10 protein-coding genes are annotated in these 14,861 nt (G+C 62.2%); 4 read left to right on the top strand and 6 right to left on the bottom strand.

From position 1 onward, the window contains the following. Nucleotides 1–294: 294 nt before the first annotated feature. On the top strand, nt 295–663 hold the full coding sequence (locus AC5FXY_RS03435) for a dodecin family protein (RefSeq protein WP_493555229.1): 369 nt from the start codon (nt 295–297) through the stop codon (nt 661–663). A gap of 93 nt (nt 664–756) precedes the next feature. Here the strand turns inward: AC5FXY_RS03435 and AC5FXY_RS03430 are convergent, their stop codons facing one another. Both AC5FXY_RS03430 and AC5FXY_RS03425 read right to left on the bottom strand, forming a co-directional pair. Next, nucleotides 757–1,899: an energy transducer TonB gene (locus tag AC5FXY_RS03430; RefSeq protein WP_493555228.1), complete on the bottom strand. Its 1,143-nt coding sequence runs from the start codon at nt 1,897–1,899 to the stop codon at nt 757–759. Continuing rightward, nucleotides 1,886–2,482: an RNA polymerase sigma factor gene (locus AC5FXY_RS03425; RefSeq protein WP_493555227.1), complete on the bottom strand. Its 597-nt coding sequence runs from the start codon at nt 2,480–2,482 to the stop codon at nt 1,886–1,888. Before AC5FXY_RS03425 ends, AC5FXY_RS03430 begins: the two co-directional genes overlap by 14 nt. 226 nt (nt 2,483–2,708) lie before the next feature. Between AC5FXY_RS03425 and AC5FXY_RS03420 the strand changes: the two genes are divergently transcribed. The 3 genes from AC5FXY_RS03420 to AC5FXY_RS03410 all read left to right on the top strand — a co-directional run bounded on the left by AC5FXY_RS03420 (nt 2,709) and on the right by AC5FXY_RS03410 (nt 7,322). After that, on the top strand, nt 2,709–4,679 hold the full coding sequence (locus AC5FXY_RS03420; RefSeq protein WP_493555226.1) for a vWA domain-containing protein: 1,971 nt from the start codon (nt 2,709–2,711) through the stop codon (nt 4,677–4,679). Between the two features lie 164 nt (nt 4,680–4,843). Next, entirely contained in the window at nt 4,844–5,596 is a 753-nt protein-coding gene (locus AC5FXY_RS03415; RefSeq protein WP_493555225.1) for a carboxypeptidase-like regulatory domain-containing protein, read from the top strand. Nucleotides 5,597–5,942: 346 nt separating this feature from the next. Continuing rightward, nucleotides 5,943–7,322: a lysophospholipid acyltransferase family protein gene (locus AC5FXY_RS03410; RefSeq protein WP_493555224.1), complete on the top strand. Its 1,380-nt coding sequence runs from the start codon at nt 5,943–5,945 to the stop codon at nt 7,320–7,322. 168 nt (nt 7,323–7,490) lie between these two features. On the opposite strand, the gene AC5FXY_RS03405 is transcribed toward AC5FXY_RS03410, so the two are convergent. The 4 genes from AC5FXY_RS03405 to AC5FXY_RS03390 form a co-directional block, all read right to left on the bottom strand. Further along, complete coding sequence (locus tag AC5FXY_RS03405) at nt 7,491–8,132, bottom strand: hypothetical protein (RefSeq protein WP_493555223.1); 642 nt, start codon at nt 8,130–8,132, stop codon at nt 7,491–7,493. Beyond that, nucleotides 8,132–8,983: a metallophosphoesterase family protein gene (locus tag AC5FXY_RS03400; protein WP_493555222.1), complete on the bottom strand. Its 852-nt coding sequence runs from the start codon at nt 8,981–8,983 to the stop codon at nt 8,132–8,134. Before AC5FXY_RS03400 ends, AC5FXY_RS03405 begins: the two co-directional genes overlap by 1 nt. 256 nt (nt 8,984–9,239) lie before the next feature. Beyond that, nucleotides 9,240–12,809, bottom strand: coding sequence for a S8 family serine peptidase (locus AC5FXY_RS03395; RefSeq protein ID WP_493555221.1), 3,570 nt, complete (start codon nt 12,807–12,809; stop codon nt 9,240–9,242). Between the two features lie 227 nt (nt 12,810–13,036). After that, nucleotides 13,037–14,698, bottom strand: a complete 1,662-nt coding sequence (locus AC5FXY_RS03390) for an NAD(P)/FAD-dependent oxidoreductase (protein ID WP_493555220.1) — start codon at nt 14,696–14,698, stop codon at nt 13,037–13,039. Nucleotides 14,699–14,861: the final 163 nt, after the last annotated feature.

The following is a 14,861-nucleotide window of genomic DNA, read 5'->3' as shown; positions in this document are numbered from 1 at the left end:
GGCCGCGGAAGGTGCCTAGGTTGGAGCGGGAGCTTTGAAACTCATTTAGAAGCCGGCAATGGCACTTCTGGGGATATTTTTATTTTATCAACTCAGTAGTAAACAAGTTTACATAACGCAAACCATCACCCAAAGCACCTGCTTGTAAACATGTTTACCAAGCAAACTTTATGGGTTCTTCTTTCATAGGCGGCAGCTTACTCAGCAGCCTTTTCCGATGTGCTTCGTACATCCAAGCTCCGCCCTCTCCCAGGGCGTTGTTCTGAATGCACTGCCACACTCCATTTCTCAGCTATGAGCACCATCAAGAAAGTTATTGAAGTACTGGCCTCGTCAGACAAAAGCTTTGAAGACGCCCTGCAGAGTGCCCTCACGGAAGCTAGCACCACCGTGAAAGGCATCAAGTCCATCTACATCAAGGATCAAAGCTGCAAGGTGCAGGACAACAAGATTGTGGAGTACCGCATCACGGCTAAAATCACTTTTGAAGTGATGCACCGCAACCAGCCCAACTTGGGCCAGGCGGCCACTGAAGAAGTAGACGGCGGCGGCGTGCCCGATTACTCAGGCATCACCATCAATACCGAGCCACAACTACCGCCGGCAAGTGGCCCGGGTGGCAGCGCCACGGCTCCCGAAAGCGGCGGCGGCTACAGCAACTAACTACTGACGATAAAGCCCACAAACCCGTTTGTCTCGGCCAGAAGCGCTTTCAGCCGGGGCAAGCGGGTTTGTGGGCTTTTTGCCGATACTCTTTTACCGAAACGGCACGTCCACCCGTACCGGCATGCTAGCCCGGCGCCCTTTTACAATGCCAGGGCGCCACGTGGGCCCCTCGCAAATCAGGCGGATGGCTTCCTCGTCGTAGTCGGGGTGCAGGCCTTTCACCACTTGAATATTATGAAGGGAGCCATCGGCCTCCACCGTAAATTTCAGCTTGACAACGCCTGTTACCGACGGAACGTTGACCGCGCCGGGCAGCGCCCGCTCCTGCCGCAGGTACCGCTGAAAGGCTTCGTGCCCACCTACCGGCATGGGCTCCAGGGCAGGAGGCGGCGGCAACGCGGCCTTGCGCTTGGCAGCAGTTTCGCGTAGGGCGGCCACTGGCGGCGCCGAGGCCACACGCAGCGACTCTGCCAGCTCATGGCCGGCGGCTATGTCCTCTGCCGCGGCCGGTGAGGGAGCGGTGGTAGCTATGGTGAAGGCCGTCCGGGCAGTGTCGGTGTGTGCTTTAGCGACGCTCTGGGCATCCGCATTGGCGCTGGCCGGCGCGGCAGCAACCAGGTCAGCACTGGGTGTTTCGGCAATAGCGGCGACTTGAGGCTTTGCGCGCCGGGCGCGCCTGGGAGCGGCATTATAGGCAATCCGATGCTTGTTGGCCGCCGTTTGGCGAACTGCATTGGCCGTGTTGGGTTCTGAGGAAGTACCTGCCAAATCAGCCGCGACCGGTGCGGGCGCCGTGGGTTCCGACGCAGTTGCCCCGGTGGCCTCAGCCGACGCGGCAGGAGCGCTGGCCGCCGGTGCCGTAGCCAAAGGCCGGGTAGCAGTAGCGCTATCGGTGGAGCGCCACCACACGCCCAGCGCCGCCAGCAGCAATACTACGGCAGCCGCCACGCCCATCCACCAGCCAGCCGCGCGCGGCTGGGCCGGCTCACTAGCCACGCGGGCGTGCAGGCGCTGCCGGAGCTCAGCCAGGGTAGCCGGCGCCACGGCGGCGGGCTCGGCCAATTGGTAGCCCTCTACGGCATCGGCGCACAGGGCACAGTCCAGGGTATGCCGCTCTACGCGACGTCGCTCGGTGGCCGTGAGGGTGCCCGCCGCGTACTGCCGCAGCACCGCCGCGGGCAGGTGCGCGGCGGCGGGGGAGTGGGCCGATGAGTGCCGGTTAGCGGGCGACATGATGGGCGAGGTAGAGTTTGAGGTTGCGTTTGCCGTTCTGCAGGTAGCTTTTCACCTGCTTGAGGTCGTAGCCGGTGAGGGCCGTTATTTCCTGGTAAGACTGCTGTTGGCGGTAAAACAAATCGAGGCAACGCTGCTGCTCCGGCGGGAGCCGGGCCAAGGCAGCTTCGAGCTGCTGCAGGTGCTCTTCGGTGGGAAAATCATCATCGGCATCAAGCAGATGCGCGGCACCGTCGGATTCCACACCGGGCAGCGTGATTTCTACGGCCTCGGGCGTGGCCTTACGGCGGCGCAACTCCATCAGGCAGTGGTTGCGGGCTGTAGTGTGCAGCCAGCTGCTCAGGTTCTGGACCTCGTGGCGGCGAAGGTCCACCACCAGCTTCTCGAAGATCTGCATGACGGCGTCCTTGGCATCATCTTCGGCGCGCAAGTAGCGCAGGCACACGCCATACACAAGGTGGAAGTACGGCTCGTAGAGCTGGCCGAGGTCTTGTACATCGCCGTGCTGCCGGTAACGCGCCAGCAACTCCGCCTCGGTGGGCGGCGCAGCGGCGGGCTTATTGCGGCGGAACAACGAGAACATGTGCGGCGGGAGGTATCGGCTAAGTAGTCAGAGGTGAATGCGGAGACCTGAAAGGTAAGACCAGTAGCTGATAGCAAGCTATCCTACTCAAGCCTCGGTTCTCGTCCACTTATAAGCAGCCTCTTAAAGGTACAGGGCCGCGCCGAAAAAATATTTCGGGGCCGCGTGTGGAATTCAAACGGCGCCTTCATCGAATAAGCACAACCACCGCAAACGGCTTATTCTTATGCGCACCGTTTTACTGACCTGCCTGCTCGGCGCCGCGGCCCTGTCGGCCCTGCCCTGCCCCACTGCCGCACAAGCCAAATCCACTCGCCCCCAGGCCGCAGCCGACTCACTTGTGGTACACGGCCGCGTGACAGACCGCGCCGATGGCCAGCCCCTGCCCGGCGCCATGGTGGTGCTGAAGGGTACTACCATCGGGGTAAGCACCAGTAAAGACGGCTCGTTTCGGCTCCCGCTGCCGCCACGCCGCACTAAACACGTGCTAGTCATCAGCGCCGTAGGCTACATGCGGCAAGAGCTGACGGTAAAGCCCGGCCAAACACTGAATGTGGGTCTGGGCTCCGAAGTTCATCAGCTGAATGAAGTGGTGGTGAACGATGCGCCGGCTCTGCATGGACAAATCAATGGGGTGGCGGTGCAGCGCGACGGAGCGGCCAAAGTCAAGCTGCGCGGCGCCCCGAGCCTCACCCACCATGCTGACAACTGGGGCACCAACCCTTATTACCCGACGCCACGCCCCCAGGAAAACCGTGAATCCTACGCTCACGTCGCTGAAAACGGCTTTCAGCTGGTGCAGAAAGCGCCGCTGAGCACCTTTAGCATCGATGTGGACGCTGCTTCTTACAGCAACGTACGCCGCTTTCTGCTGCAACAAGGCCAACTGCCGCCAGTAGATGCAGTGCGCACTGAGGAGCTAATTAATTACTTCAAATACAACTACCCGCAGCCTACCGACGCCAGCGCCCCCTGCGCTCTGAGCCTAGAGCAGGCCCGTTGCCCCTGGGCGCCCGAGCACCAACTGGTACTCATTGGGATGCAGGCGCGTACCGTGCCCACCGAAAAGCTGCCGCCCGCCAACCTGGTCTTTCTAATCGACGTGTCGGGTTCGATGAACTCGCCCGAACGGCTGCCGCTGGTAAAGGCTTCGCTGAAGCAGCTGGTACGCGAGTTGCGGCCGCAGGATAAAGTCTCGATAGTGGTGTATGCCGGAGCGGCCGGGCTGGTGCTGCCGCCCACGCCGGGCACACAGCAGGCCGATATCCTGGCGGCGCTGGATCGGCTGGAGGCGGGCGGCTCCACGGCGGGCGGCGCGGGCCTGCGGCTGGCTTATGCCACGGCCCGGCAGCACTTCCTGAAGGAGGGCAACAACCGCGTGATTCTGGCCACCGACGGCGACTTCAATGTGGGCGAGTCGTCCGACGATGCCATGGAGCACCTCATCACGCAGGAGCGCGAATCGGGCGTATTTCTCTCGGTATTGGGCTTCGGAACGGGCAACCTGCAGGACAGCAAGATGGAGCGCCTCGCCGATAAAGGCAACGGCAACTACGCCTACATCGACAACCTGGCCGAAGGCCGGCGCGTGCTGGTGCAGCAGTTTGGCGGCACTTTGTTTACGCTGGCCAAAGACGTGAAGCTGCAGGTGGAGTTCAACCCCGCCAAGGTGCAGGCTTACCGCCTCATCGGCTACGAGAACCGCCTGCTGGCCGATGAGGACTTCAACAACGACCGCAAAGACGCCGGCGAGCTGGGTGCCGGTCAGCAGGTGACGGCTCTGTACGAAGTGGTGCCCGTGGGTGCTCCGCCCGTGGTCGACGGCCTGAAATATCAACCCGTGGCGCAGGCACCCACCACGGCCACGGCCTCTGAGTTGCTGACGGTGAAGATGCGCTATAAGGAGCCCCAAGGCCAGCAGAGCCGCCTCGTCAGTCAGGCCTTGCCCGCGGCTCCGGCAGCGGTGAAGTCAGTGGCCGATGCCTCCGACAACCTGCGCTGGGCCGCTGCCGTGGTCCAGATGAGCCTGCTGCTCCGTCAGTCGGAGCGCCGGGGCGCCGCCACCTGGAACAACACCCTGCAGCTGGCCCGCGCCGCCCGCGGCCGCGACGACGATGGCTACCGCGCCGAGTGCATCCGGATGATGGAAGCCGCCGCCGGCCTCACGCCCGGCGCCGAAGCCTACGGCCGCCGCTAGGTCGATGCCGACAGCATAGCTCTGCGCCTACTCTACCGGCACGGACACCTTTCAATTACCCCCGCCCGCCTGCGGCGCAGCACTTCCTGCTCGCCTGACGGGAAAAGCTTAGTGGCCTTACCTCACTCCTGCACCATCACCTCCTCAAATTCCTGAACTAACCTATGTTTCGTGCTCCTATTCAAGTGAGTATACCCAGTCCCTGCGCAGAGGCGTGGGAGGCCATGACGCCTTCGGCACAGGGGCGCTATTGCGCGGCTTGCCAGCATACCGTAACCGACTTTCATCACCTTTCTAATGCCGAGGTGCTAGCTATGCTTCGCCAAGCTGCCGGCGGGCGGATGTGCGGTCGGTTCCGGGCGGAGCAGCTGGCCCGGGCGTTGGTGCATGCACCCGTACCGGCGGCTCCGCGCTGGCAGGCTTGGCTGCTGGCTGCGGCGGCCGTGTGGGGCTTACGCAACGCCTTGCCCACAGCGGCGCAGGCGCAAGCATATCAGGTGCAACACCCGGGCCCACCGGTGCCGGCGCCACCCAATAGTCTCTCGGTAGCACCGGTTTCGGTACCCGAAAAAGCTACCGCAACACAGCCCCGCAAGCTTCGGGGCTTGGTAGTGGATGCACTTACGCAAGAGCCGCTACCGGGTGTAACTGTCTTAATTCATGGAACGCAGAAGGGCGTTGCCACCGGCATCAATGGTGCTTTTGAACTAGAAGTACCAGATGACAGTTGCCTTCTATGGATAACGACAGTGGGGTACGAAGGTCGTGAGGTGTCATTGCCGCAAAGCGGACAGCCCTTGCGCGTGGAGTTGAAAGGTTACGTTTTAGGCGGATTTGAAGTGAGTATGCCGTGGTACTCGCCGCGTGGCCTGTGGTGGCGCGTGCGCAGTCTGGCCTACCGAGTCACTCGTTTTTAGCCTTTTTATCCCTGTTTCTACTTTTGCATCGTTGAGTTCAACCCGTTCCTAAGCAACCATTCACTCACCTCCGCAAACGGCCCGCCTTTGGCGGGCCGCTTCGTTTTGGTAGGCATGCCGAGCATGGCCCGAGCAGTCCTAATAACAAGATGAGTCAATGGCACCGCTTACAGAATGGCGACAAGACCACATTGATGGAGAAGAGTAGCGGCCGAAGTAGGTAACTGCGGCGAAATAAGCTCACTTAAAAGAACCACCGCCGTTTGCCTTCCACCGTGCCACACTGCCGAAAACTCCGTATTCTTCGGAAAGGAAGCCGCACCGCCTGGGGTGCTTCCGCTCCGCTATGCTTTTTTACGCCCTGATGAAGCCCCCCGTGCAGCTGGCGCTGCGCGTGTTCTTCCGCCGTTTTGAAATCCGTCACCCCGAGCGCCTGCAGGAGCCGGGGCCGCTGCTTATCGCTGCCAATCACCCCAATACCCTCATGGACCCGCTGCTGGTAGCCGCCAAGCGCCGGCAGCAGATCTTCTTTCTGGCTAAGAGCACCTTCTTTCAGAACCCGGTGTCGCGCTGGTTTTTTGAGCGCTCCAACTGCATTCCGGTGTACCGGCGCCAGGATGTGGAAACCGGCGAGGCTGATATCACGCCCGAGCAACTGGCCGAGCTGAATGAGAAAGCCTTTGGCCGCAGCTACGACCACCTCGGGGGCGGCGGCTCGCTCATGATTTTCCCCGAGGGCAGTTCCTTTGCTGAGCGCCGCCTGCGCCCCCTCAAAACCGGCGCGGCTCGTATTGCGCTAGGCGCCGAGGCCCGCCACGATTTCCGGCTGGGCGTGCGCATTCTGCCCATCGGCCTGAACTACTCAGCCTCCACGCGCTTCCGCTCCGACGTGCTGGTGTACCCCGCCGAGCCCATCCGGGTGGCCGATTACGCCGCCCTGTACCGCCAAGACCCCGAAGCCGCTGCCGATGCCCTGACCGAAGAGCTGCGCCAGCGGCTGGAGCAGCACCTCATCGTGACCCGCGACGACGAGGAGGACGCGCTGGTGCGGCAGGTGGAAGAAACCTTCGGCCAGTACCTGGCGCCGGAGCACGACGAAGGCAGCCCCTACGAGGAGTTTCAGCTCACGCGCACGCTGCTGCAGGCCGTAACCTGGTTTGAGCGCCACGACCCGCGACACCTACAGGAGCTGCGCCAACGCGTGACCCAATACAGCGAGGAGTTGAAGCGCCTGGGCATGAGCGACGAAGCCTTGCGCCGCAGTAGCGACGGCCGTGGCCGCTTGCAGCGCGGCCTGCTCGTGGCGTTGAAAGTAGTGCTGGGCTTTCCGGTATATGCCTATGGGGCACTGAATAATTACCTGCCTTACATCATTCCTTCCCTGATAGCCCGGCGTGTCACCCAGGAAGTAGAATTCATCGCGCCCATTATGATGGTGTCGGGTATGCTCACCTTCGGGCTGCTGTACCCGCTGCAAACCTGGCTGGTGCACCGCCTCACCGACAATGCATGGCTTACAGCTCTGTATGCGCTTAGCCTGCCTGTTACGGGTTTCTTCGCCCTGTATTATTGGAACCGCCTCACCGTGCGCCTGCAGCGGCTGCGCTTACTGCGCCTGTTTCGCCGTCAGCCCGACGTGGTGGAAAACCTGCTGCGGCAGCGCACCACCATCCTGCGCCTGCTTGGCGAAGCCCGCGACGCCTATGTGGCCGCGGCCCGGGTGTAGCGCTGGAGGGTCACCATGTGGCACAATGCAGCCAATGGGCCGTCATGCTGAGCTTGCCGAACCATCTCTACTGCTCCGTTGAAGTGTATCGGGCGGGCGAAGCGGTGGAGATGCTTCGGCAAGCTCAACATGACAATCTGGGAGGCAGGATGCCTTGGGCGTCATTTACTACAGATCAACTTTCACTCCGAACCCCAGCGTGAGAATATCTTTCACGCCCAGGCCACCAAGGTTGGTCATGATGCTGGTGAGGTACAGGTCATTGGTACCAAGCTCATAGTAAGCCGATACGGTGCGCGGGTTTCCGTACCGGGTGCTACCTATGACGCGGGCTACGCGGCCACCTACAAAGCCGCCCACACGGGTACGCGACGACCACCAGTAGTAACCTTTGTAATACTTATCGTCGCGGGACTCGTTTAGGCCGTTGCTGGCGGTATGGCTCACGAAGCCGCCCACTGATAGCGGCCGCACCTGCCACTGGCTTTGCCCAAGGGGCAGCGTCCAGGGCGAATAAGTAGCCTTGGCGGTGAAGATGCCCATGGGCGTGATGCTGTACTTTTTGGGCACGTAGCCGCCTAGCACGTCGATATCCACGCGGCCGCGCAGGGTGGTATAACCCACGCCGCCCGTAATCATGCCTTGTCCGCCGGCCGTCTGCACAATGAGGTGGTGAGGCCGGTACCAGGGCTGGGCAATCAGGCCCGTAGGGGCAGCTTTTTTGTCGTCCTCGTCATCGAGCCCGCCCGATGCGAAGGCGCCGACCGGCAGCAACGCGGCCAGCAGCGGAAGTAGAAGGAGCCGGCGCATTAGTACTCGACTTTATCAAGCTTGAACTCCTTCTCGCCCCACACCGTGAGCACCACGTACTGGCGCTTCTCGAAGCTATGCGAGTTGATGAACGTCACGCCGTTTTCGTAAGGCTGCCCAATGCTGAAATCGTGGTTGTGCCCGTTCAGTTTGAAAATCAGACGCGGTGCGGAGCTTAGCGCTGCTACGTATGGCGCAATCAGTTGCGGATCAAAGTCCTCGCTCATAGGAGCTACGTGGCTCATGACCACTTGCCGCAACACCTCAGGACCGGGGTTGGCCAACTCGCGCTGCATCCAGTTCACGTCCGGAATGCGGCCGTTGAAGCCGTATTCCCGGCCGTTAGTGTCGACGAGTACAAAACGGGTACCGCCGTACGTGAAGCTGTAGTTGAGCGGGCCGTATACTTCTTCGTACGCCCGGCGGCCGTTGGCCACGATGTCGTGGTTGCCGATGACGGTGAGGTAAGGCACATTCAGGTGTTTGAGCCTGTCGTGCACCCAACGCATTTCCCGTACCAGGCCAAAGTCGGAAATATCGCCTGCAATGGCCACGAAAGCGACGCCAGGCTGCTGGTTGACGCTTTGCACGAAGTCTTCGGCCTCGGAGTAAAACCGCTGCGAATCACCAATGAACACGAAGCGCAGGGTATCGCCGCCCATGGGATTGGGCTGGGCCTGCAGGCGTTCGAGGTTCTTGCGCGTCAGGTCGCGGTACGCCTCAGGCGTACGCGTTTCATTGGGGCTGAACTCGATTAAGTCGCAGCCCGCCAGGAGCACTGCTACCACGCCCAGCATCAGGCTGCGGCGGAGCAATAAGAGTGGATATAAGGAGGAGAAAAGCTGTTTCATAGAGCAGGCACCAGCTCTGGTGGTTGCGGCTCCAGGCCTTCGGTGCTTTTCTCCTATACCGTTGGCGGCCTTCTTTTGTTAAAAAAATTCTTGTTATACACAAGAGAAAATCTATAAAAATTTGCAACCTGCTTTCTTGCAGGCAATTAATTAGTTCCCGCGCAGCCATTTTCACGGGTATACATCTGAAAATCAAAATGTCCCGCCACCAGGCTTGCGCCGGCAGCGGGACATTTTAAAAGGCAAGCCTCTAAAATTACTTCACAACTTTCAGCACTTGGCTGCTGCCATCGGCTAAAGTCAGGCGAAGGGTATACAGGCCGGCGGCTAGGGCATCGGTGCCGAGCTCTACGCGCTGCAGCTGCCCGGTGAGCTGTACCGGCTGGCTACGCAACTCGCGGCCCAGCGCATCAAGGACCTGCAGGGTGGCTGCGCCGCGCTGACGAGCCTGTAGCTCCACGTTCAGCTGCTGCCCGAAGGGTACCGGGTAGGCATTGAACTGTGCCATGGCGGCTGTTGGGCGGGCGCTGGTCACCACGTCCTGTACGCTGATGCCAGTCACGTACACGTCGTTGCCGTAGTCGTTCTGGCTTACCAGGCGTATCACCACGTCGGTAGCATTGGCGGCGCTGGCCAGGTGGGGCGTAAGATCTACCCGCTCGCTGCGCCACTGGGCCGCGCTGTTCGGCACGAAGCGGCCGCTCACGGTGGTAGTGGTGGCTAGCTGGGCGCCGGTTTTGGAGTAAGCAGTCGGCTGGAACGTTTGTCCGCAGTCGGTGCTGATTTCCACGGCTAGTCGGTCATTGTACGTGGCAATGGGGGCGTACGCCACGGCAAACTGCAGCACGGCGCTTCGGCTGGCGTTGATAGCGAGGGCTGGCAGCACCAGGTAGTCCAGGCGGCCGCGGTCAGGGTAGTCGTACCAGTTCATCATGGTGGCACGCTGCGAGGTCCCGTTCGGGCCTATCACCGCCGACGAGCTTAGCTTCCAGGTGAAGTTGTCATTGTTGGGGTCGATAACTTGCCAACCGGCGGGCGGGAAGGCAGCCGTGGCAAATTGCTCCACCAAGGGCAAGCTGCGGCCGGTTGTTACCGTCAGCAGGTTGGTCTCGGTCTTCACGTCGTTGCCGAAAGCGTTGGTAGCCGTCAGCGTCACGGTGTAGGTGCCGGCGGTGCTAAACTGCACCTGCGGATTCTGGGAAGCGGCCGAAGTACCACCCACAAACGTTACGCCCGCGCTGGGCGTGATGGTCCACTGCCAGCTCGTCGGCTGCAGCTGGCTGCGGTCTTGCAGCTGCACGGGGGTATTGATGCAGGCAATGCGCGACAGCACATTGATAGCTGCCACTGGAGCTTCCTGGCAGTTGGCCAGCGTAGCCGGCCGCTGGAAGGCAATGGTGCGGCGGCCGCGCAGGCCGTTGGCGCCCCGGGCCCGCACCGCAAACCACTGCTCGCCGGTGCCCACATTGGGCAGGCTGATGGTGGTACCGGTGACGTTGGTCACGGAATCCATGTACATGGCGCCCAGGCGGAACACGTCGTAGCTGGTGGCGCCGGGCACGGCGTTCCAGGCCAGCGTGGTGCTGGTGCGGCATACCGATTCGGCGCGGAGGTTAGCCGGTACACCGCTGATCGAGAAGTTGACGTCGGACTGATCCGACTGGGTGCCGCGGGTTACGCGCACGCGCACCTGGCCGCTCTGAAGGCCAGCAGGTACCGTCCAGTTAAAGAAGCGAGTGGCAGCTGCCACGGTGCTCGATATAGTTTGCCAGGTAGTCCCGTTGTCGGTAGTGTACTCTACCGAGAAGGGCGTAGTGCCATTGGAAGCATCCCAGCGGATGGTTTCCACCTCACCCGGCACAAAGGCTTCGCCGCCGATGGGGTAAGTCACTTCCAAGCCATCCTGAATGAAGCTGTACACCACCACGTAGTTCTGTGGGCCTTGCGGCACTGCAGCGCCAGCTACCGACAGCGAGTACGTGCCAGCCGCGGGGTTTTCCAGGGTCATTTGCTCCACGTTGTTGAGCGTGTCGCGGCCGCGGGTTGCGATGGTGTTTAGGGCCGTGGCCGTGGGGCGCGAATCGAGCACCCAAGGCTGGTAAGCAGTACCGCCGGGGGCGGTCAGAGTAGCATCGAGGTTGTTGACGAGGGCGCTGCTGGCGTTGGCAGCGGCTTCGTAGTCGTGCCAGTACACCATCACGCGTAGCTCCTTAAGGCCGGCCGGCACCGTGATGCTATGGGTGCGCGTCTGGCCCTGGGTGATGTCGTTGGACTGATACGTGCGGTCTTCCAGTACCCGAATGGCGCGCAGCGCATTCACGCGGCCGAAGCCGAAGCGGTAGTCGGGCCCGGCATTGCCGAGGTCATCGGCCGAGTTCATCAGGGCGGCTTTTAGCAGCGCCCCAGGCGCCTCGGTGCCGTTGTTGAGCTGCTTGTGCGCGTGCATCAGCTGCGCCAGTACGCCCGACACGGCTGGGCAGGCCATGGACGTGCCGGTGAACAGGGCGTAGGTATTGGGGTCGATGGTGGAGTTAACGCTGGTGCCCACGGCGCATACCTCGGGCTTGATGCGGCCGTCCTTGGCCGGCCCGCGCGAGGAGCTGGAGTTCAGCGCGTCCTGGAAGGTCACGTTGCCGACGGTCACCACGTTCTTGCCCTGCTTGTGGCCGCCGGTTATGTTGGCCCAACCAGCGCCGGCGCCGTAGCCCATGTCGGCAGTGCCCGAGTTGCCCGACGAGAATACGTGCAGCAGCAAGGGCATCTGGCGCGTCATCATATCCACCGAGCGGGTGAAAGACGTGTAGCCCGTGTTGTTGCCGTCGCCGTAGGACGAGCTGGTAATGCGCACGTTACGCGTGTTGTAGTGCGTAGGTGCGCTGTTGATGTTCTGGGGGTAGTCGTAGTAGTAGTTGAACGCCCCGGTGGCCTGGCCTCGCACCCGCGGATCGAGGTTGCCGGCGCCCATGATGATGCCGGCCACGTGGTCGCCGTGGTTGCCGCGGCTCGGGCCCGAGGACGTCTGGTCGAAACGGCCCTGGTAGTCGATGTGCGGCCCGATGGCGCCATCGTCGCCGTGGGCTACGTTTACGCCCGCACCGTTGTACTTACGCCCTGCGCCGTAGTCGGTCGACAGCACGTTGGAGCGGTGGTTGGTCCGGTCGCGGTGGTTTTCGGGCTCCGCTGGCGGCGATACGTACTCCAACGTGGCCACCCAGGGCTGCTGGGCCAGGCGGGCCACGTCGGCAGCCGGCACGATCAGCGTAATCTGCTGGCTATAGCTCAGCTGCTCCTCCAGTCCGTAACCTGCTTGGCGGGCCCAGGCTGCCGCCTCTTCCGGCCGAATGGTGGGATGGTGTTGCACCACCACGGCCACGCGGCCACCGGCGCGCTGGGCGTAGGCCGGAGCGGGCTCATTGGCCAGCTGGTTGGTCATTTTCCAGCGGCCTTCGATGGGCAGCACGCTGCGCAGGCGGAAGCCCTGCAGGCGGGTGCGGTCGAGGCCAGCGGGCAGGGCGGCTACGTAGGCATTGTGCGGCAGGTACTGCAGCAGCTGCACGCCCAGGCGGGCCAGCGCGGCTTTCTGCGCTTCCGTGGGGAGCTGCTCAAACTGCAGCACCCGGTAGTACTGTCCGCGCCACTGCTCAGTGGCGGCTGGGCGGTCGGCGGTGCCGGGCGCGGCCCAGGTGGCGAAGTTGGCGGGCGGCGCCACGGTACCGCTGGCCAGCATCAGCTTAGGCGCAGGAGAAGGAGCCGGACGGTTCTGCGCGGGCAACGATGTAGCGCCCAGCAACAGCGCCGCCAGCAGCAGCGCGTCGAGGTGTTTCATGCGGTTGGGGAATTGTGATAGTCAGTAATGAGAGAAAAGCCCTAAATGGTCCGGAAAATAACGAAAACCATCGGGCTCAGCCCTATTTGTTGTACTTTCTTCAGGTTCTGATTTCCTGGCGGCAGTCCGGACTATTTCAGTGCCCTCTTGTACCCCTGACAAAGCACGAGGCCAGTGCCACCGGACGTCGGTCTGGTAGCACTGGCCTCGTTGCCGTGTAGCACGCGCTACTCGTCTAGGTACTGATGCACAAACTTGATGGCCATAGAGCCCTCGCCCACTGCCGAGGCAACTCGCGCCATGGCCCCAGCCCGGGAGTCGCCGGCGGCGAAGATGCCGGGCACCGAAGTTTCCAGCGCATACGGCTCGCGCGTCTTTTTCCAGCGCTGCGCAAAACGCGCATCGGTAAGTAGGTCGCGGCCGGTCAGCACAAAACCTTTGGCGTCGCACAGGGTCACGTCGCAAAGCCACTCGGTGCTGGGTTTGGCACCGATAAATACAAACACGGCCCGCGCCGGGCACTCCTGCACTACGCCAGTCTGGTTTTGGCGCAGCACCACCGTTTCCAGCCGGTCATGCCCGCTTACCGCTTCTATTTCGGTGTAAGGCAGCAGCTTGATGTTCGGCGTCCGCCCGATTTGCTCGATCAGGTAAGCCGACATCGACGCGGCTAACGATGCTCCGCGGATGACGATGTACACGTGCCGGGCATAAGTAGCCAAGTACATGGCTGCTTGTCCGGCCGAGTTGCCGCCGCCCACCACATACACGTCCTGCTCGGAGCAAGAACGTGCTTCGGTGCGGGCCGCGCCGTAGTACACACCGGCGCCGGTAAGCTGCTCCATGCCTGGCACCGCCAACTGTCGGTAGCTCACGCCGGTGGTCAGCACCACGGCCCGGCAGCGCACTTCGCTGCCGTCGGCCAGCGTGAGCACCTTGTATTCGTCCTGCACGCACAGCTTGGTGACTTCCTGCGGCGACAAAAACTCAGCCCCGAGACGCACCGCCTGCGACCAGGCCCGGTGGGCCAGCTCAGTACCGCTCAGGCCCGTGGGAAAGCCCAGGTAATTCTCGATGCGTGAGGAGGTGCCGGCCTGTCCACCAGGCGTTTGCTTTTCAATCAGCAAGGTCTTCAGCCCTTCCGAAGCTCCGTACACAGCCGCCGCCAACCCCGAGGGCCCGGCGCCCACTACCACCACATCGTACAACTCCTGCGTTGCCTTCAAGGCCAAGCCTAGCTTTTCGGCCACGGCTGTGCGGGTGGGCTGGGCTAGCGCTTCACCGTCGGCGAAAATGGCCACTGGCAAGTCGCTGGGGGTCAGGCCGATGGTATCGAGCAGCAGCGGCGCCTCGGGGTTCGACTCGAAGTCCATCCACTGAAACGCCACCATGTACGCCGACAGAAAGTCCTTCAGCTCGTGCGACAGCGGCGACCATTGGAAGCCCAGCAGCCGCACGCCTTGGAAGCGCGGCTGGTAGGTAGCCTGCCAGGCGCTTAGCAAATCGTGCAAAGTGGGATACAGCAAGTCCTGGGGCGGGTCCCAGGGCTTCATGAGGTAGTAGTCGAGCCGGGCGTCGTTGATGGCCCGGATGGCAGCTTCAGTATCGGAGTACGCCGTGAGCAGCACGCGCTTGGCATCGGGGTGGAGGGTACGCGCCTGCTCCAGCAGCTGCACGCCCTCCATGTCGGGCATGCGCTGATCCGACAGCACCAAAGCCAACGGCTCGGCGCGGGCCTTGAGCTGCTGCATAGCTTGCAGCCCCTCGGTGCCGGAACCGGCGCGCACGATGCGGTAATCGGCGCGAAATTCCTGGCGCAGGTCACGGTCGATGGCCGACAGCACCTGCGGGTCGTCATCGACCACGAGCAAAACGGGCTTTTTAGCCATGAGAAGAGGGTGGGCTAGAGAAGAGTAAGTTTATGAAATGGTGAATCGTGAGTGGTGGCAGCCAACCGAACTAGTGCAAATTGACTACTTCACCATTCCAACTTTGGCGCTTATCACCCAACTCGACAGCTGTAAAATAGGCGTCATATTGGCTAGCCGAAGC

This window comes from Hymenobacter sp. FMD4 (genome assembly GCF_058932745.1).
This window is presented reverse-complemented; position numbering and strand designations above follow the sequence as displayed.